Genomic DNA, 19,637 nt, shown 5'->3' with positions numbered 1-19,637 from the left:
ATCACCCATTAACGGGCTCTAACTTGTTGTAGGCACACGGTTTCAGGATCTATTTCACTCCCCTTCCGGGGTGCTTTTCACCTTTCCCTCACGGTACTGGTTCACTATCGGTCACTAGGGAGTATTTAGCCTTGGGAGATGGTCCTCCCGGATTCCGACGGAATTCCTCGTGTTCCGCCGTACTCAGGATCCTCCTAGGTGTGAGCCAGATTTCATCTACGGGGTTTTTACCCTCTTTGACATACTTTTCCAAGTATTTCGACTATCTGTTTCAACTACCATATTGGAGTCCTACAACCCCAACAAGCAAGCTTGTTGGTTTGGGCTTTTCCCGTTTCGCTCGCCGCTACTCAGGGAATCGAATTTTCTTTCTCTTCCTGCAGGTACTTAGATGTTTCAGTTCTCTGCGTCTACCTCACAGCTGCTATGTATTCACAACTGTGTAACATCCTATAAAAGATGCTGGGTTCCCCCATTCGGAAATCTCTGGATCATAGCTTACTTACAGCTCCCCAAAGCATATCGGTGTTAGTCCCGTCCTTCATCGGCTCCTAGTGCCAAGGCATCCACCGTGCGCCCTTATTCACTTAACCTTTGACCTTACGGTCGGTGAGTACTTCTTCTAGCGATAGAAGGTTGCTCAAGAAAATAAGCGTTGAACTTATTAAAAAACTCTTTAACTTGTCAACTCGGTGTGTGTTACTTGTTTTGATTTTCTTCGATATCCAGTTTTCAATGAACAAACTTAACGACCTCTGTCGTTAATGGAGCCTAGCGGGATCGAACCGCTGACCTCCTGCGTGCAAAGCAGGCGCTCTCCCAGCTGAGCTAAGGCCCCGGGTATTTATCTTTGAGAGTAGACCTCTCAAAACTGAACAAAGGCAAACGATGTGTAGTCTTCCGTATTATTCCTTAGAAAGGAGGTGATCCAGCCGCACCTTCCGATACGGCTACCTTGTTACGACTTCACCCCAATCATCTATCCCACCTTAGGCGGCTGGCTCCAAAAAGGTTACCTCACCGACTTCGGGTGTTACAAACTCTCGTGGTGTGACGGGCGGTGTGTACAAGGCCCGGGAACGTATTCACCGCGGCGTGCTGATCCGCGATTACTAGCGATTCCGGCTTCATGTAGGCGAGTTGCAGCCTACAATCCGAACTGAGAGAAGCTTTAAGAGATTAGCTTAGCCTCGCGACTTCGCAACTCGTTGTACTTCCCATTGTAGCACGTGTGTAGCCCAGGTCATAAGGGGCATGATGATTTGACGTCATCCCCACCTTCCTCCGGTTTGTCACCGGCAGTCTCGCTAGAGTGCCCAACTAAATGATGGCAACTAACAATAAGGGTTGCGCTCGTTGCGGGACTTAACCCAACATCTCACGACACGAGCTGACGACAACCATGCACCACCTGTCACTTTGCCCCCGAAGGGGAAGCTCTATCTCTAGAGTGGTCAAAGGATGTCAAGACCTGGTAAGGTTCTTCGCGTTGCTTCGAATTAAACCACATGCTCCACCGCTTGTGCGGGCCCCCGTCAATTCCTTTGAGTTTCAACCTTGCGGTCGTACTCCCCAGGCGGAGTGCTTAATGCGTTTGCTGCAGCACTGAAGGGCGGAAACCCTCCAACACTTAGCACTCATCGTTTACGGCGTGGACTACCAGGGTATCTAATCCTGTTCGCTCCCCACGCTTTCGAGCCTCAGCGTCAGTTACAGACCAGAGAGCCGCCTTCGCCACTGGTGTTCCTCCATATATCTACGCATTTCACCGCTACACATGGAATTCCACTCTCCTCTTCTGCACTCAAGTCTCCCAGTTTCCAATGACCCTCCCCGGTTGAGCCGGGGGCTTTCACATCAGACTTAAGAAACCGCCTGCGCTCGCTTTACGCCCAATAAATCCGGACAACGCTTGCCACCTACGTATTACCGCGGCTGCTGGCACGTAGTTAGCCGTGGCTTTCTGGTTAGATACCGTCAAGGGATGAACGTTCTACTCTCATCCTTGTTCTTCTCTAACAACAGAGTTTTACGATCCGAAAACCTTCTTCACTCACGCGGCGTTGCTCGGTCAGACTTTCGTCCATTGCCGAAGATTCCCTACTGCTGCCTCCCGTAGGAGTCTGGGCCGTGTCTCAGTCCCAGTGTGGCCGATCACCCTCTCAGGTCGGCTATGCATCGTGGCCTTGGTGAGCCGTTACCTCACCAACTAGCTAATGCACCGCGGGTCCATCCATCAGTGACGCAAAAGCGCCTTTCAACTTTCTTCCATGCGGAAAATAGTGTTATACGGTATTAGCACCTGTTTCCAAGTGTTATCCCCTTCTGATGGGCAGGTTACCCACGTGTTACTCACCCGTTCGCCACTCTTTTTCTTTCGGTGGAGCAAGCTCCGGTGAAAGAAAAAGCGTTCGACTTGCATGTATTAGGCACGCCGCCAGCGTTCGTCCTGAGCCAGGATCAAACTCTCATAATGATTTGTTTGAACGATCCATAGGATCGTTAAGCTCAAATAAAATTAACTTTGCTAGCTATTGCTTGCATGTATTTTGCTTCATAAATGAAGCGCCCTACACATTGGTTCGTTTGCTTGCTTTGTTCAGTTTTCAAAGGTCTACTGCGCTGCGTTAGCAACTTTTAAATCATATCAGATCAACAAGTGAATGTCAACTCTTTTTTAAAAGTTTTTTTCGAAAGTGTTTATTCAACAACTTCCTGTGCGTCATCAGCGACTTCATTAGAATAACAAATGAATTGTTATTTGTCAACAACTTTTTTCAATCTTTTTTGTTGCTGCATCAGCATCAAATTGATTTCTTAAATTTGTGACTTCGTTATAATATCATCTGTTGGTTCTGGCGTCAATAACTTTTTTCATTTTCTTTTAGAAATGATTTTTGTCATTTGGCACATGTAATAATATACCAACTAAATGCTGTCAGGTCAATAACTTTCTCTCTTATTTTCGTAATTTCTCAAAGGCGTTCATTCTTACAATCCAATGAATTCATCGTTCGTTTTTAATTCGTTTTCGTTCCATTTAGCAGTGAGTTTCTCCCTTGTTTTTTTCTTGTTAGTCATTTTGGAGGGAACTACTGGTAAAAAAAGAAACACACAAGTAAACACCCGTGTGTCTCTCTTTATGAATTATCAACGCATTGTTGGGAATAACAGCACATCGCGAATCGATTGTGCATCTGTCAACAGCATGACTAGACGATCGATCCCGATCCCTAAACCACCGGTTGGCGGCATGCCGTATTCTAGCGCTTCAAGGAAGTCTTCATCGACTCCATGAGCTTCATCGTTTCCTTCTTGTCGTTCTTTTTCTTGTGCTTCAAACCGTTGTCTTTGATCAATTGGATCATTTAATTCGGTAAAAGCATTAGCAAACTCCCGGCCTACGATAAATAGTTCAAAACGATCTGTAAATCGAGGGTCCTTTGGATTCTTCTTCGCTAGAGGTGAGACTTCTACCGGATGTCCATAAACAAAGGTCGGTTGCTGTAAGGTTTCTTCAACAAACGTTTCAAAGAATTCATTGATAACATGTCCTACTGTCATCGTTGGAGTGACTTCCACTTGGTGTTCTTTTGCTAAAGCATGTGCTTCTTCGATTGTCATCTCTTTCCAAAAATCGACACCCGTTTGTTGTTTGATAGCATCGACCATATGCACGCGGGCAAAATCACTCGCCAAGTCGACTTCTTGTCCATCATAAGTAATCACAGCAGAATCTAAAACTTTCTCTGCTGCATTGCGGATAATTCCCTCAGTTAGATCCATAACATCTTTGAAATCTGTATAGGCTGTATAAGCTTCTAACATAGTAAATTCTGGATTATGGGTAGTATCAATCCCCTCATTACGGAAGACCCGGCCGATTTCGTAGACTTTCTCCATACCACCTACGATCAATCGTTTCAAGTGCAACTCAAGCGCGATTCGCAAATATAGATCAATATCTAACGCATTGTGATGAGTGATAAATGGACGAGCTGCTGCCCCACCCGCTTGATTATGCAAAACAGGCGTTTCCACTTCAATGTAGCCATGACCATCCAAATAGCGACGAATCTCACTGATGATCTGGCTGCGTTTCATGAATCGGTCAAAGCTATCTTTATTACTGATCAAATCCAGATAACGTTGACGGTAACGTTGCTCGATGTTGGTAAGTCCATGGTATTTGTCCGGGAGTGGGCGTAACGCTTTAGACAAAATAACGATTTCTTTTGCTTTGATCGTTACTTCCCCCGTATCAGTTTTCATGATCTCCCCTGAGACACCAAAGAAATCACCTAAGTCAGCATGCTTAAATCCTTCATACGGTTCGTCACCTACTTGATCTTTGCGGACATAAATTTGAATCTGACCATCACGATCTTGCAAATGTGCAAAGCCAGCTTTCCCTTTACCACGTTTCGTCACCATTCGTCCAGCAACACTTGCAGAAAGATTCATCTCTGTTAACTCTTCTTTTGTTCGTTGATCAAATAACTCATGCAACTCGGCAGAATTATGCGTACGTTCAAAGCGCTTGCCAAAGGGATCAATGCCTTCTTCCCGTAATTTTTCCATCTTTTCACGGCGAACCAACATTTGATCATTTAATTCTTCTTGTTTTTGTCGTTCCTCTGTCACGAGTTTTCCTCCATTCTTAACTTGGGTTTCCTTCTTATAATGCCAATGATGCCACAAAAAATCAAGCCGAAGTTCAAGATCGACTTGATTTTACTTTACTCAGGAGTATTTCCGACAGGTTGTTTTTCTGTCTTTTCTACAAATGCATCTAACAGATCAATAATCGCTTGCTTATTCTCTGTCTGGTTGATTGCCGCTTTGACTTTAGCTGCCCGTGAAATGCCTTTTAAATAGTAGGCAGCATGCTGCCGAAACTCTCGGGAAGCAACAAATTCACCTTTTAAATCAGCAAGCCTTTCCAAATGAAGTTTGGCTGTAGCGATCTTCTCCCGTGGAGTAGGTTCGGCGATCAGCTCTCCCGTTTCAAGATAATGTTTTGTACGATGGATCATCCACGGATTCCCCAATGCTGCTCGTCCGATCATGACAGCATCTGCGCCGACTTCTTCCAGCATTCGTTTGGCATCTTCTGGTGTCCGAACATCTCCGTTCCCCATAAAAGGGATCGAAATTGCTTGCTTCACCTCTCTTAATACCGACCAATTAGCCGCTCCTTCATACATTTGGACCCTCGTGCGGCCATGCATCCCAATCGCCGCTGCACCTGCCGCTTCAGCAGCTTGCGCATTTTGGACAGCGAAAATATGTTCATCATCCCAACCGATCCGCATTTTGACTGTGACCGGTTTATCAATTGCCGTAGCTACTGCATGCACCATTTCGTAGACTTTGTCTGGATCCAATAGCCACTTTGCACCAGCCTCCGCTTTAATAATTTTATTTACCGGACAACCCATATTGATGTCAATGATATCTGCTGCTGTATTTTCTGAGACAAATTGAGCCGCTTCGACCAAAGACTCTTTATTCCCACCAAAAATTTGCAAGCTTAAAGGATGTTCTGTTTCATCTATATAAAGCATTTCTAATGTTTTTTTGTTTCGTAGTTGGATTCCCCGATCACTGATCATTTCACAAACGACTAAGCCTGCGCCAAATTCTTTGACCGTTACGCGAAACGCCGCATTGGTTATTCCTGCCATAGGCGCAACGACAACTCGATTAGGGATTTCGACATTACCGATTTTCCAGCTGTGTATCGCCATCTTCTATGCCTCAGCTTCTTTCTTTAATCTAGCAAGTTCTTGTTCATCGAAATGGTATTTATTACCGCAGAATGAACAAACAGCTTCTGCACCATGATCTTCATCCATCATTTCTTGTATTTCATCCGCGCCTAATGTAATGATCGCTGTCGCAAATTTTTCTTTGCTACAATCACATCGAAATTGAACAGGCATTTTTTCTAACACTTCGACTTTGGTGTCATTCAACAATACCGTCAAAATTTCTTCAGGCGATTTCCCTTCATCCAGCAATGATGACACTCGTGGTAATTCTTGCAGGCGGTTCTCGATTGAATCAATAACCGTTTCATCTGCTCCCGGCATGATCTGCAGTAAGAAACCACCGGCTGTTCGAATAGAATCATCGGTATCAACTAACACACTCAATCCAACGGCCGAAGGGATTTGTTCAGAAACTGCTAAGTAATAAGTGAAGTCTTCTCCCAATTCTCCAGAGACAATAGGTGTTTGTCCAGAAAACGGTTCTTTCAACCCTAAATCTTTGATTACAGTAAAGATTCCTTGATCTCCTACTGCTCCTCGCACATCCAACTTTCCTTGTCCGTTTAGCGGCAAGCTGACATGCGGATTTTTTATGTACCCTTTGACATCTCCACGACCATTGCTATCAATAATGATTGCTCCAGCGGGTCCGTTCCCTTGGATTTTGACCGTTAATTTGTCATCACCCTTTAACGTGCTGCCCAAAAGCAGGCTTCCAACCATAGCGCGGCCTAGCGCTGCTGATGCTGTATTCCAAGTATCATGACGTTGTTGTGCTTCACTAACAGTTTTTGTTGCAGACACTGCATAGGCACGAACAAAACCATCATAAGCTAATGCTTTTACTAAGTAATCTTCCATTGTTTATGCTCCTTTATTTCGTTCATTAGTGAATCATACTAGGAACTTGTTTTTTTTTCAACTGAATGCCACCATTTTAGAGAAAAGCCAATGTTTTCTGTCGGTTTATTTCTCGATTTGTTAACAAGAAAGGACTGCGGCACAAGCCGTAAAACAAGCAACTGGTCCGAACCTCATTCGAATCTGTTCTCTTGTTTTGACTTATGACACAGTCCCTAGACTTTACGATAGCTAATCACCTATTGATAATTGAACGACTACTCTTGACCGTCCTCTGTTTTATCTTGAGATGAAGCTTCGTGATTTTCATTATTGTGACGAAGTTCGTCTACTTGCTGATCAAAATCTTTTTTCTCAGCAGCTTGCTTTTCAGCATCTTTCTCTTCTAAAGCGCGTTTTGCTTCTTCAAAAGTTTGAGCTTTTTCGCTTGGATATTCTGAATTCTCAGTTCCAGCAGGCATTTTGCCTTCTTCAAACAATGACTTGATTGCTTTTGCATCCAATGTTTCATATTCAAGCAGTTTTTCGGCAATCAATTTATGTTGCGCACGATGTTCTTCGATGATCTCATGTGCTTTTTGATGTGCCTCCATCAAGATACGGCGTACTTCCTGATCGATCTCGAAAGCAACTTGTTCTGAGTAAGCTTTGGTTTGACCATAATCACGACCGACGAAGACCTGATGATTGCCTTCATACTGAACTGGACCTAGTTTGTCGCTCATACCATATTCTGTGACCATACTTCTAGCTAAAGCTGTTGCTTGTTCAAAGTCATTGGATGCTCCGGTTGATTGAACGCCGAAAATGATTTCTTCTGCTGTCCGTCCACCAAGCAATCCGACGATTTGTTCAAACATATCTTCTTTCGTCATTAAGAATTGATCTTCTTTAGGTAATGCGATCATGTAACCGCCAGCACGGCCCCGAGGGATGATCGTTACTTTGTGAACGACCCGCGCACGGCTTAAGACTAAACCGACGATCGTATGACCCGCTTCATGGTAAGCAACCATTTCGCGTTCTTTTTTATTGATGACACGATCTTTCTTCGCAGGTCCTGCGATTACCCGATCTTCTGCTTCATCAATATCAGAGGCATCGATTTTCTTTTTATTGCGACGAGCAGCGACTAGCGCAGCTTCATTTAAGACATTCTCTAAATCAGCACCGGCAAAACCAGGTGTTTGTTGTGCTACGACTTTCAAATCCACATCATCCGACAACGGTTTGTTCCGTGCGTGAACTCGTAAAATAGCTTCACGGCCTTTAACATCCGGACGGCCAACAAGAATTTGTCGGTCAAAACGACCTGGACGTAACAAGGCTGGGTCTAACACGTCGGAACGGTTGGTTGCTGCAATAACAATAACTCCTTCATTGCCATCAAATCCATCCATTTCAACTAATAACTGATTCAACGTTTGCTCACGTTCATCATGTCCACCACCCATGCCGGCACCACGTTGGCGCCCAACCGCATCGATTTCATCGATAAAGATGATGGCCGGTGCGTTTTTCTTGGCTGTTTCAAATAGATCCCGGACACGGCTCGCTCCGACCCCGACAAACATTTCCACAAAGTCTGAGCCTGAGATAGAGTAAAACGGAACGCCAGCTTCTCCGGCAACCGCTTTTGCTAGCAATGTTTTCCCTGTCCCTGGAGGTCCTTCTAGCAGCACACCAGCTGGGATTCTCGCACCTAATTCGACAAAGCGTCGTGGATCTTTCAAAAATTCGACCACTTCGACTAATTCTTGTTTCTCTTCTTCAGCACCCGCTACATCAGAGAAACGAACGCGATTGGCTTTTTTGTCGGCCTCTTTCGCTTTGGATTTTCCAAAGTTCATGACACGGCCGCCACCGCCGCCACCGCCGCCTTGCTGGCTCATCATCATATAGAAGAAGAAAATGATGATTACGATTGGCAAGAAACTAATCAGCAACGATAACCAAACACCACTGTTCGATTCTTCTTCGATCGTTGTTTTAACCCCTTGATCCTTTGCTAATGTCGTAACCTCGCTCAATGTCGAGTCATTCGGCAAAATGATCGTTGTAAAACGTGTCGTACTTGCTTGCGTGCTTCCTAGTACGGAAAGCCCATTGTCATTGCTGACGGTTTGTTCGGCATTGTATTCACCGACGATCCGGTAAACACCGTTAGCAGGCTGAACGGTAAACTGTTTGACCTTTCCGTCTTTCAGCTGCTCCGTAAATGTTGAGTACTCGATTGTTGGCGTTTGCTGATTGCCATTTCCAAAAATGAAATAGACGACCATGACCATTGCTAACAAGACAAGTACATAATATAAGGTATTTTTGATCATACCGTTATTTTTCTTATTCATGCGTACCTCCTTGGCTATTTTGTTTTATCAATCCTGACCATTTAATTGTATCACAACTGATTTAGATCAGTCACTAATTTGATTGATAAACGCTTGGTTTTAAGACACCCACATAAGGGAGGTTACGGTATTGTTCCGCGTAATCCAATCCATAGCCGACCACAAATTCGTTCGGTACATCAAAGCCAATATAGTCGGCATCGATTTTCACCACACGTCCTTCTGGTTTGTCTAGCAATGTCACGATTTTAACCGACTTTGCTTTGCGATATTTAAATAGGTCTACTAGATAGGCTAATGTGCGACCGCTATCAATAATATCTTCTACGATCAGCATATCTCGGCCTTCGACATTTGTATCCAAATCTTTCAAAATCTTCACTTCGCCAGAAGAAATTGTCGCGTTTCCATAACTAGAAACATCCATAAAGTCCAATTCCAAATGACAGTCCATTTCTCGGACGATGTCTGCCATAAAAGGAACAGCTCCTTTTAATACGCCAACGACCAATGGATTTTTATCTTTGTAGATTTCCGTCAGTTCTTTACCTAGTTCAGAACAACGATTTTGGATCTCTTCTCGAGTAATCAAAATTTTCTCAATATCTTTGTCTAACATAAAGTTCTCCTTCCAACTCTTACTTCCGATATTTATAAAGAAGTATGTAGTGTATTTTATCAGTTTCTTGCTCAATACTCAAATAGGAAAATAGATAAGGCAAAAGTGCCAATACATTCTCTTGAGCGTCTGTCAGGACCCAACTAGCAGCACGCTTTTCATTCGAAATCTTCTCATCGATAAAGAAACGCCTGATTTTTTTCGTAAGACCTGGTTTCAGCTGTAACCGATCCCCTGGTTTTCGCTTCCGCAAAAAAACTGTCGCAGGATATTGTATCGGTAAAATTTGTGAAATCTCTGACCAATCCATGACTTTTTCTGGAACTTGGGCGTCACTTGGAATGTAGCCGATCCATTCATGGTCCGACAAAAAGAAACTTTCACCTTTTTTTAGAACAAAATGCGTCTCATCTACCTGCGTTTGGAGGTGAGAGCCTTTTTTAACAGCAGTGACTTTCAACTGATCATAAACTCGAACAATCTGCCAATCTTGATTTAAATCGATTATCCACTGACTGGGATTATGTTCTAGTAGATACAGCAACTGCTCTCGTTGTTTAGTATTGTACGAGATTCCTTTATCATGGGAAACTTTCTGTAGCAAACCTTCAAAAAAGTAATAGCGTTCTGCTGCGGTAAACGCAGCCAATTCATCCAAGTTTAAAAAATAGCCTTCAGCTTCCTCATGAAGTATCGTGGCGAGCCAATCTGCTTGCTGCTTTTTGATCAATTGGTCAGCATAGATCATCTCTTGAGAAAGCTGCTGAAAATGATCAAGAGCTCTCGGGTTCTCTGCTTTCAGCAGAGGGACCGCTTGATGACGCAGGCGATTTCTTTGAAACAGCGTTTGCTGATTCGTTTCATCTTCGAAATAAGCGATCCCTCTCCTTCTTGCATAGTCTCTAATCTCCTCTTTGGCGATCGTTAGGAAGGGACGGATCAAATAACCGTTACCAAAAGGTTGCTTGCGCTTGATTCCCGAAGCGTTTTGCAAGCGTCCCTCTCGCACCATCTTCATCAGCATCGTTTCCATCTGGTCATCTGCATGATGAGCGGTTAATAACCAATCATAACTCTGAAGAGTCATCGTTTCTGCAAAAAAATGATAGCGGAACTCTCTAGCGGCCGCTTCGATGCCATTTTGGGGCGGATCTTGCCAAACTCGTTCATAATATGGAATCCCGCGCGTTTGACAATAGTCCTTCAGGAACGCTGCTTCGTCGTCTGAAGCTTCCCGCAGATTATGATTGACATGAGCCACGCCAAATGTTCCTTGCTGAAACAACTCTTCGATCACATGGAGTAAAACCATTGAATCCACGCCTGTCGAAACAGCAAGCAAACAAGTAGCATCCTCTACCCATCCATCGGCTTTGATTGCATGATAGACTTTTTGCTTAAGCATTCTATCCCTCCGTGTCTCTTGCTTCTATACTTAACTTCAAACTAAAAATGACTGTCTATTGCTAAGAAAGAGAAATATCCGAACTATGCCGATTCCAAAACGCCGTGCTCCACGGCGAAAGCCTACTACATGGTAGGAGTAATCGGATATAGTTCGGATATTTTTTGAAATACTTATCGTTACGTCACAAATTCTTTTGACAACTTGCTCATCCTGTTTAGTTACGTCGACCGCCACGGCCGCCGCGTTTACCTTCCGTATTACGTCGTAATGAAGATAAACGATCATCACTATCTTTTAGAAAAGAACTCATCAATGAATCGAAGTCTTGTTTATTTACGTTCGTCGGTTGATTGCGTGAAAAAGATTTCTTCGGACTTGACCGATTGAATTCTTTTTTAGGAAAATCACGTTTTTCTTCCGGCTTTGCTTCTGCTTTACGGATCGATAGCCCGATTTTTCCATCATTGCCGATTGCCGTCACAACAACGGTTACTTCATCGCCAATAGACAACACGTCATGAATGTCTTTCACAAACCCATTTGATACTTCGCTGATATGTACCAAACCAGTTTTCCCCTCACCAAGATCAATGAACGCACCAAAATTTGTAATACCAGACACTTTGCCCTTTAGTTTCGCTCCAACTTCGATTGACATATAAAAAATGTTCCTCCTAATTTTTACCCATTTAATCATTTCAACTACTGCGATGAGTAGGTATGACCTTGTTTATTCCGAATCACTTGTCTTTGTATCACTAGCATTTGCCTCATCACCGCTTGTTTCTGTTTTTGAATCAGAAGCATCCGGCAAGACAGGGTAGATCTTTTCATTTTTCTTTGAATAAAAGAATCTACTGCGAGCTAATTTTGCAACGTATTCGTCATCTTGCAACAGTGCTACATCTCGCTTAAGTTGTGTCACTTTTTTGTCCGCTGCTTCTTGTTTTGCTACTGTTTCTGCTTTATACTCTTGTAATTTTTGCAGACGCATTTGATCATTGAACATTTGAATACCTACGATTGCAAAAATCACTAGCGCTGCAACAAAAACAGCTACAAGTCGACGTCGACGAAAGACCACTTGTCGTCGTTCTTTTTCGAACTTGGCAAATTGCTCTTTGGCATACTCGGTCTGCAATAGTTCTATTTGTTTGTTTGGCTCTTTATCCATGCTGACCTCGCTCCTGTCACTGTGATTGTTTTTTCCATTATACCAACATCCACAAAAGTTGTCTAACTGAAAATGGGACAAAAATCAAGCATTTTCTGAGATACGTTCTTCTTTGAGGATCTCGTACATTTTAGCTGCATCTTCTTTTTTAGTTGATTCGTGTAATTCTTGTACTTTTATTTCTAATACTTTATTTCCAAACTGAATACGCACCGTATCGCCGACTTTGATATCACTGCTGGATTTTGCCAATTTTCCATTGATTTGGATACGCCCTTTATCTGCTACTTCTTTTGCAACAGATCTACGTTTGATAATCCGGGATATTTTTAAAAATTTATCTAATCTCATTTTTTCCACCTCTTAATTTCAACAATTTTTTTCCAAACGGAACGAGCAGCCATTCTCGAATCGTTAATAATTTAACTTTGAGAGCCATTATAATGAAAACTGTCCCGCCAAAAAAGACCCCTCCAAGGCAAAAAATCAGCGCTTGCAGTCTTTTCGTCACTGGACCTCCACTCAACAGAGTGATCACACCATAATATAAAAACAGTGCGCAAGCCATGATCCCTAAACAAAGCAGGAGTTTTTTGCCATACCCTTGCTCTATCCAAAAGCTGTTCAATGCTTTTTTCTCAGAAAACACAAAATAGATTAAAGTACCGATCAAACCTAAAAGGGTACTCAAACTCGCACCAGTTGTTCCTAAAAGATAGGTCAAGGGCCACGTCAGCAAACCTTTAAGCAAAAGGCCGCATCCTGCTGCATAAATCCCTACACGGAATTGGTTCCGGCTTTGTTGGATGCTTTGATACGCTTGGATTGCAGCCATCAAAGCGACCGCAAAAACAAATAAGACCAACGCACTGTTGCCGGCACCATCTTTAAAAAGAGCGAAGTTGATATAAGGAAGCAGGATAGCCAAGCCAACTGCAGAAGCACTGGCAATCCCTAAAGTCAACCGCAAGTACATCTTAGCTGATTTTTCAAACAAGTGCTGATTTTTGACTGTCAGATATTTCGTCAATGTTGGCAAGAAAGTCGAACTTAGAGCCATCGCTACCACGAGACCTAACTGAACCAATGGCTGTCCTCGGTCATAGATCCCTTTTGCAATGCGGGCACTTTGTTCCGTCAAACCGCTGGCTTCAAGTGAGTTCGTCATCAAAAAGGAATCTGCCAACTGAAACAAAATCAAAAAACCGCTGTAAATGGTCAACAGTCCCCCTTCAATCAAAAAACGGCGACGCAAGGAAGGAGCATGTGCGGTAGGCATAGTTTTTGTGGGGATCGCTAACGACCGACCGGTGATTTTCCGACTATAATAGCTTAAAATCCCCCACGCCGCAAGTCCGCCAATCAATGCGCCGGACATTGCCAAAGTCCCAGTCTGATAAACATCCCATGAGAAGAGATGAAAAAAACTGGCCGCTACTAAAATCACTCCGACTCGAAGGAGCTGTTCTACTACTTGGGAAACTGCCGTCGGTACCATCTGTAAATTTCCTTGGAAACTCCCACGATAAAAAGTCAGGGGTGGTACAAAGAGGAATGTAAAGGATACCACGCGGATCAAAGATGCCAGTCCTGCGTCTCCCATGACCCGAGCGATAACATCGGCAAAGAAAAACGTCGTTGCCCATAGTCCAATCGCTGTCCAAAAAACATACGGATAGATGACTTGGATCTGGGCACGCTGCTTCTGAGGATCAGGTTGTTCGGCGATCACGCGCGAAATAAATTGCGGCAACCCAGATAAAGCCAATGTCATAGCTAATCCATAGATTGGATAGACTTGCTGATAGACGTAAAACCCTTCGTCACCAACTAAGTTTTGGAAAGGGACGCGGTAAACCGCACTTAACACTTTGGCAATGAAAGAAGCAATCGTTAAAATAAATGCTCCTTCCATCGTCCGTTTTAATTGTGACTTTGGCATCTTCTCCGCCCCTTTATAACTAATTTTCTTGTAACACGTATTTTTGTTCCCGTAGCGCTTTGACAAAATCTTGAATCTCTAACAGCCAAGTGCTTTCTTTCATCACAGCAGGAATCTGAAGTTTGATCGTCATCTGCTCGTGATCGACACCCATCGTCGCTTTAAGCTTGGTCGCTTTCAACGCTTCAAACAGCTGTTCGACAGAATAGTTTTTGGTGCCAACTTTACTTAACGTTAGGATCACTGTTTGCTGCTGTTTACGGATCGTATCTAACAATGCCCGATCCCCATTCATTTTGATTTCTCCGACAGTTAATAGGTGAGCCACTTCGACCGGATATTCTCCAAAGCGATCAAGCAGATCATCCTGCAGCTCATCCACCGCTTCTTGAGAATCCAATTCACGGATGCGTTTATAAATTTCAATTTTTTGCCGTTCATCTTCTATATAAGAAGTTGGCAGATAAGCATCGATGCCAAGATCGATCTCAACCGTTGTTTTCTCCGCTTGTGTATTTTTCCCTTGTTTACGCGCTACGGATTCTGACAGCATTTGAGAGTACATATCAAACCCAACAGCATCAATAAATCCGTGCTGTTGCGCCCCCAAGAGATTTCCTGCACCTCGAATCGAAAGATCACGCATCGCGATTTTAAATCCGGAACCTAATTCCGTAAAGTCTTTGATTGCCTGGAGCCGCTTTTCACTGACTTCGTTCAAAATTTTTTGCTGTTCGTACATAAAATAAGCATACGCAACACGATTGCTTCGACCGACACGACCTCGCAATTGATAAAGAGTAGACAAGCCCATGTAATCCGCATTTTCTACAAATAATGTATTGGCGTTCGGAATGTCGACCCCAGTTTCGATGATCGTGGTTGTCACCAACACATCGTATTGTCCTTCGATAAAATCAAACAATGTGTTTTCTAGCTGGATTTCTGTCATCTGCCCATGGGCATACCCAATACGCGCATCTGGAACTAACGCTTGGAGCTCTTCGACTTTACGTTCAATCGTATCTACTCGATTATAGAGATAAAAAACTTGTCCTCCCCGTGCCATCTCCCGCAAAATAGCTTCTCGAACTGCACCTGGATTCATTTCCATCACATAAGTTTGAATAGGATAGCGATTTTCCGGTGGCGTTTCAATCACAGAAAGATCCCGCACCCCCAACATGGACATATGCAGTGTCCGGGGAATCGGGGTAGCCGTCAATGTAAGAACATCGACTTGCGAGCGTAATTGTTTCAAGCGCTCTTTGTGTTTGACGCCAAAACGCTGTTCCTCATCGATCACCAATAATCCCAGATCTGCAAACTCTACATCTTTAGACAGCAGGCGATGCGTGCCAACTAAAATATCAATTTGGCCCTTTTTCACTTGCTCGATCGTTTCCGTTTGCTGTTTCTTCGTTCGAAAACGGCTTAACAAACCGACATTGACTGGAAACCCTTCAAAGCGATCCAGCATTGTTTCATAATGCTGTTGTGCTAAAATCGTTGTCGGCACCAGAAAGGCTACTTGCTTACTCTCTTTGATGGCCTTGAAAGCCGCCCGCAATGCCACTTCTGTCTTCCCAAAGCCAACGTCTCCGACTAATAAGCGATCCATTGGTTTTTCTTTTTCCATATCACGTTTGATCTCCGCAGTGCTGCGTAATTGATCATCTGTCTCAGAGTAAGGAAAGGCATCTTCAAATTCTTTTTGATAGCCATCATCAGGCTGAAACGCGTAACCTTTCTCCGATTCGCGTTTTGCGTATAAAAGAATGAGATCATCTGCAATGTCCTCGATTTTTGCTGAAACTTTTCGTTTCGTTTTCGCCCACTCACTGCCGCCTAATTTATTGATCTTTGGCGTTTTAGATTCAGAGGCAACATATTTTTGAATCAGATTCAACTGGGTAACTGGAATAAACAGCTTATCATCATTTTGGTAGAGGATGGTCATATAGTCTTGGTGTACACCATCTACTTCCAGCGTTTCCATACCAATGTATTTACCAATCCCGTGATTCGCATGGACGACATAGTCGCCGGCTTTTAATTCATTGTAACTCTTCAATCGCTCCGCATTGGTCACATTTTGACGCCGCGTACGTTTCTTGTTGATTTTTTGGAAGATTTCCTTTTCTGTGACAATGACCAACTTATCTTGGGGCATTTCAAACCCGCTTTGCAGTGTTTCTACAACGATTTGCGTTCGACCTGTAAAAAGTCGATCTGCTGTGGTTTGTACTGCGTAAATGGAGTGATCACGAAAATCTTGTTCCAATTTTTTTGCTCGTTCTGAATCACTTACTAAAAAGACAACCGTTTGTTGTTGTTTCTCCCAGCGATCTACTTCAACTTTCAGCAAACCCATTTGGCTGAAAAATTGTTGCATTGGTCGATATTGAAAATTGTGGATCGCTTGAAAACGAAGATTTCCCATCCCCTTTTGAAAAAGCGAGAAGAAACTTGTAGAAAATTGTTCTTTTTGAATCAGCTGCTGGACATCTTGCCCGAAAGATTGCTCAGAAAAAACGCGAAGTTCTGCAATTTTTTGTGTATGCCACTCAGCTTCTTCTCGTTCAATCTCGCGGTTTGTCTCCATAATACGAGCATAATCATCGATCATCAGCAGTGCATCTTTTGAAAAATAATCCAAAATGCTCGTCGGTTGCTGATACAAAAGATCCGCATAATAACGAGCATTCTCGTCAGGTATGCCACTTTGCCAAGCCGATGCTAATTGACCAAAATAATCTTCTAAAAAGTTTTTATCTGTGGTCTCTTTCACTACAGCGAGCCGTTTCTTCAGCAACTCTTGCAGAACTTTTTGTCCATGAGCTAAATCAGCTGGCGAAAACACTAATTCTGTTGTGGGAACAATCGTTACTTCTGACAACGTTTCTACTGAACGCTGTGTTTCCACGTCAAAAGAGCGCATCGAGTCGATCTCCACATCGAAAAGCTCGATCCGCACCGGATATTCAGCTTTCAAAGGATAAATATCCAAAATGCTTCCACGAATACTAAATTCACCAGGTTTGCCAATCATTGATTGCCGCTCATACCCCATCAATACCAATTGCTGCGGCAACTGATCTAAATTGATCTCATCCCCCACATGCCAAGAAAATTGGTAGTTCAGCCAAGTATCTTTAGCAGGCAGATATTTCCGCAATGCAGCGATCGGCATGACGTAAATTCCTTTTTTCCCGGTAGCGACAGCATTCAATGCTGTCACTCGCTCCGCTCGAGCTTCTGGTGAAGCAAACGCCATTTCGGCCGACAACACTTCATCCACCGGAAAGACATACACGTCGTCAATAATATTCCGCAAATCTTCGGCAACTTGATTGGTATAATAAAGATTTGGTGTAACAACAATGACTTGCCGATCAAATTTCTGATAAGCTCCGGCAAAAGCTAATGTTTTTGCGGAACCTGCTAAGCCAGTCAATAGCTGTCGAGATGCGTGATCCGTTAATTGTTGGTGCCAGGCAGCGACTTGCGGCACCTTATTTATTAGTTCAATCAGATCCATACAGGTCCTCCTTAATTAAATCGATTCATTGTGGCAAGAAAATCACCGGTGGTCAAGTAATCGATACTTGCTGCTGCTGCTTTATCCAAGCTTTGCAGAATCATCGGCTGGTCTTCTTTAGCAAAAGGACTTAGAACGTGATCGACCACTGTCCGGCCTGGCTGTGGTCGATCGATCCCTACTTTGATGCGATCAAATACAGATGTACCAAGATGGGAAATCAAGCTTTTCATCCCGTTATGCCCCCCCGCACTGCCTTTTTGCCGCAAACGAATTTTGCCTAACGCTAAATCAAGATCATCATAGATAACCACGATCTCTTCAGGATAAACTCCATAATAAGTCATTAAAGGCCCTACTGCCCGGCCCGATTCATTCATGAAAGTCTGAGGTTTGACCAACATGATTTTTTCACCGTTCATAAAAAATTCAGCAATTTCTGCTTCAAAAGCTGATGATTTAAAAGTAGCTTGGTATTTCTCCGCTAACGCATCGACTACCATAAACCCAACATTGTGTTTTGTTTTTTCGTATTTTTTGCCTGGATTTCCCAGACCTATAATCATTTTCATTTTTTGATCCGCTCCATTTTTTCAAAAAAATTACCACCACAAAATACTGGGCACGACAATTCTGCCCAGTAAAAACGTTCACTACGATTATAACACATAACGGACTGTTACCGTGTCTTTCCTTTGCTCAGAATTTCTCTTTCTTAAAAAAATCATTAGAAACCCTGATTTATCCTAATTCCTACAGGATAACAAAGAAAGCATTTACAAATGAAACAGCAAAATTATCTGTAACATTGTTGAGCAAATCACATGACAAAATCGCTTGAAAGTGTTAGGATGTTACCTAGTAAAACAAATATGCGGAAGGAATGATACACAAATGACTGCTAAGACAAATAAAAAAGATCACCAAAAGATAATCCTTGTTGGAGACGGTGCGGTTGGTTCCAGTTATGCATTTGCGTTAGTCACTCAAAATATTGCTCAAGAAGTAGGGATCATTGATATAAATACAGCAAAAACAGAAGGAGATGCTATCGACTTATCTCATGCGTTAGCATTTACCTCACCCAAAAAAATCTATGCTGCCACTTATGCAGATGCACATGACGCCGATGTCGTGGTGATCACAGCTGGTGCGCCACAAAAACCTGGCGAAACTCGCTTGGATCTAGTCCACAAAAACTTAAAAATCAATCGTGAAGTAGTTACACAAATCGTTGATTCAGGATTTAACGGTATCTTCCTTGTCGCTGCAAATCCAGTAGATATTCTTACCTACTCAACATGGAAATTCTCAGGTTTTCCAAAAGAGCGCGTAATCGGTTCAGGAACTTCACTAGATTCTGCTCGTTTCCGTCAAGCATTAGCTGAGTTGATCGATGTTGATGCACGTAATGTCCATGCTTATATTTTAGGGGAACATGGCGATTCAGAATTCCCAGTTTGGTCTCATGCAAATGTTGCCGGATTGCAAATTTATGAATGGGTCAAAAACAACCCCGATATTGATGAAGAAGCAATGGTTAACTTGTTCTTCAGTGTTCGTGATGCAGCTTACACAATCATTGAGAAAAAAGGTGCTACTTTCTATGGTATCGCTGTTGCCTTGGCTCGTATTACTCGTGCCATTTTGGATGATGAAAATGCAGTACTGCCGCTTTCTGTCTTTATGAATGGCGAATACGGCTTAAAAGATATTTATATCGGTGCCCCTGCTATCATTAATGCCCAAGGAATCCAAAAAGTAATCGAAATTCCATTGACGGATGGAGAACAAGATCGAATGACTGCTTCTGCAAAACAATTGAAAGACATTCTAGATGAAGCTTTTGCGAAACTAGATGCGGAAGACAATCAATAAAACGATTGCTATAAGCCACTTACAAGAGTCTGTAACATAAGACCGAACAAGAAAGAGATCCTTTGAATCAAGATGCTTCGTGTACTTTG

The 19,637-nt window shown here is 43.0% G+C and carries 13 protein-coding genes, 1 tRNA gene and 2 rRNA genes (1 of these 16 running past the window's edge); 1 reads left to right on the top strand and 15 read right to left on the bottom strand.

What is annotated here, in order from left to right; all coding sequences use genetic code 11:
* The 15 genes from EGX73_RS06445 to pth form a co-directional block, all read right to left on the bottom strand.
* Nucleotides 1–593 (bottom strand): 23S ribosomal RNA (locus EGX73_RS06445) (it extends 2,322 nt beyond the left edge of the window).
* 172 nt (nucleotides 594–765) lie between these two features.
* A tRNA-Ala gene (locus EGX73_RS06440) sits at nucleotides 766–838 on the bottom strand.
* Nucleotides 839–916: 78 nt separating this feature from the next.
* Nucleotides 917–2,476 (bottom strand): 16S ribosomal RNA (locus tag EGX73_RS06435).
* Together the 16S and 23S rRNA genes with 1 tRNA gene alongside form the textbook arrangement of a ribosomal RNA operon.
* A 674-nt stretch (nucleotides 2,477–3,150) precedes the next feature.
* The gene (lysS, locus tag EGX73_RS06430) at nucleotides 3,151–4,644 is read right to left on the bottom strand and encodes a lysine--tRNA ligase (protein ID WP_003129138.1); all 1,494 of its coding nucleotides are present in this window, start codon (nucleotides 4,642–4,644) and stop codon (nucleotides 3,151–3,153) included.
* A 95-nt stretch (nucleotides 4,645–4,739) separates the two neighbouring features.
* Complete coding sequence (gene dusB / locus EGX73_RS06425) at nucleotides 4,740–5,750, bottom strand: tRNA dihydrouridine synthase DusB (protein WP_003129136.1); 1,011 nt, start codon at nucleotides 5,748–5,750, stop codon at nucleotides 4,740–4,742.
* Between the two features lie 3 nt (nucleotides 5,751–5,753).
* Entirely contained in the window at nucleotides 5,754–6,635 is an 882-nt protein-coding gene (gene hslO / locus EGX73_RS06420) for an Hsp33 family molecular chaperone HslO (RefSeq protein ID WP_003129134.1), read from the bottom strand.
* A 257-nt stretch (nucleotides 6,636–6,892) separates the two neighbouring features.
* A complete protein-coding gene (gene ftsH, locus EGX73_RS06415; RefSeq protein WP_003129133.1) occupies nucleotides 6,893–8,986 on the bottom strand; it encodes an ATP-dependent zinc metalloprotease FtsH in 2,094 nt (697 codons plus the stop codon).
* Between the two features lie 73 nt (nucleotides 8,987–9,059).
* Nucleotides 9,060–9,605, bottom strand: coding sequence for a hypoxanthine phosphoribosyltransferase (gene hpt / locus EGX73_RS06410; protein WP_003129132.1), 546 nt, complete (start codon nucleotides 9,603–9,605; stop codon nucleotides 9,060–9,062).
* Nucleotides 9,606–9,624: 19 nt separating this feature from the next.
* Complete coding sequence (gene tilS / locus EGX73_RS06405; protein ID WP_003129131.1) at nucleotides 9,625–11,010, bottom strand: tRNA lysidine(34) synthetase TilS; 1,386 nt, start codon at nucleotides 11,008–11,010, stop codon at nucleotides 9,625–9,627.
* A gap of 217 nt (nucleotides 11,011–11,227) precedes the next feature.
* On the bottom strand, nucleotides 11,228–11,671 hold the full coding sequence (locus tag EGX73_RS06400; protein WP_005472931.1) for a S1 domain-containing RNA-binding protein: 444 nt from the start codon (nucleotides 11,669–11,671) through the stop codon (nucleotides 11,228–11,230).
* Between the two features lie 72 nt (nucleotides 11,672–11,743).
* On the bottom strand, nucleotides 11,744–12,187 hold the full coding sequence (locus tag EGX73_RS06395) for a septum formation initiator family protein (RefSeq protein WP_003129129.1): 444 nt from the start codon (nucleotides 12,185–12,187) through the stop codon (nucleotides 11,744–11,746).
* 84 nt (nucleotides 12,188–12,271) lie between these two features.
* Nucleotides 12,272–12,538 (bottom strand): RNA-binding S4 domain-containing protein, encoded by a 267-nt coding sequence (locus EGX73_RS06390; RefSeq protein ID WP_005472932.1) that lies wholly within the window; start codon nucleotides 12,536–12,538, stop codon nucleotides 12,272–12,274.
* A complete protein-coding gene (locus EGX73_RS06385; RefSeq protein WP_003129127.1) occupies nucleotides 12,525–14,129 on the bottom strand; it encodes a polysaccharide biosynthesis protein in 1,605 nt (534 codons plus the stop codon). Before EGX73_RS06385 ends, EGX73_RS06390 begins: the two co-directional genes overlap by 14 nt.
* A 19-nt stretch (nucleotides 14,130–14,148) precedes the next feature.
* A complete protein-coding gene (gene mfd / locus EGX73_RS06380; RefSeq protein WP_003129125.1) occupies nucleotides 14,149–17,670 on the bottom strand; it encodes a transcription-repair coupling factor in 3,522 nt (1,173 codons plus the stop codon).
* Between the two features lie 11 nt (nucleotides 17,671–17,681).
* Nucleotides 17,682–18,242, bottom strand: a complete 561-nt coding sequence (gene pth, locus EGX73_RS06375) for an aminoacyl-tRNA hydrolase (protein WP_003129124.1) — start codon at nucleotides 18,240–18,242, stop codon at nucleotides 17,682–17,684.
* A 322-nt stretch (nucleotides 18,243–18,564) separates the two neighbouring features.
* Here pth and EGX73_RS06370 point away from each other — a divergent pair, with 322 nt between their 5' ends.
* Entirely contained in the window at nucleotides 18,565–19,548 is a 984-nt protein-coding gene (locus EGX73_RS06370) for an L-lactate dehydrogenase (RefSeq protein WP_003129122.1), read from the top strand.
* Nucleotides 19,549–19,637 lie beyond the last annotated feature (89 nt).

Origin of the sequence: Enterococcus sp. FDAARGOS_553 (genome assembly GCF_003812305.1) — a bacterium.
Lineage (GTDB): Bacteria > Bacillota > Bacilli > Lactobacillales > Enterococcaceae > Enterococcus_D > Enterococcus_D gallinarum.
This window is presented reverse-complemented; position numbering and strand designations above follow the sequence as displayed.

Excerpts from the sequence above, each read along its gene's own strand:
- dusB (WP_003129136.1), bottom strand. The coding sequence starts at position 5,750 with ATGGCGATACACAGCTGGAAAATCGGTAATGTCGAAATCCCTAATCGA.
- hslO (WP_003129134.1), bottom strand. The coding sequence starts at position 6,635 with ATGGAAGATTACTTAGTAAAAGCATTAGCTTATGATGGTTTTGTTCGT.
- ftsH (WP_003129133.1), bottom strand. The coding sequence starts at position 8,986 with ATGAATAAGAAAAATAACGGTATGATCAAAAATACCTTATATTATGTA.
- hpt (WP_003129132.1), bottom strand. The coding sequence starts at position 9,605 with ATGTTAGACAAAGATATTGAGAAAATTTTGATTACTCGAGAAGAGATC.
- tilS (WP_003129131.1), bottom strand. The coding sequence starts at position 11,010 with ATGCTTAAGCAAAAAGTCTATCATGCAATCAAAGCCGATGGATGGGTA.
- EGX73_RS06400 (WP_005472931.1), bottom strand. The coding sequence starts at position 11,671 with ATGTCAATCGAAGTTGGAGCGAAACTAAAGGGCAAAGTGTCTGGTATT.
- EGX73_RS06395 (WP_003129129.1), bottom strand. The coding sequence starts at position 12,187 with ATGGATAAAGAGCCAAACAAACAAATAGAACTATTGCAGACCGAGTAT.
- EGX73_RS06390 (WP_005472932.1), bottom strand. The coding sequence starts at position 12,538 with ATGAGATTAGATAAATTTTTAAAAATATCCCGGATTATCAAACGTAGA.
- EGX73_RS06385 (WP_003129127.1), bottom strand. The coding sequence starts at position 14,129 with ATGCCAAAGTCACAATTAAAACGGACGATGGAAGGAGCATTTATTTTA.
- mfd (WP_003129125.1), bottom strand. The coding sequence starts at position 17,670 with ATGGATCTGATTGAACTAATAAATAAGGTGCCGCAAGTCGCTGCCTGG.
- pth (WP_003129124.1), bottom strand. The coding sequence starts at position 18,242 with ATGAAAATGATTATAGGTCTGGGAAATCCAGGCAAAAAATACGAAAAA.
- EGX73_RS06370 (WP_003129122.1), top strand. The coding sequence starts at position 18,565 with ATGACTGCTAAGACAAATAAAAAAGATCACCAAAAGATAATCCTTGTT.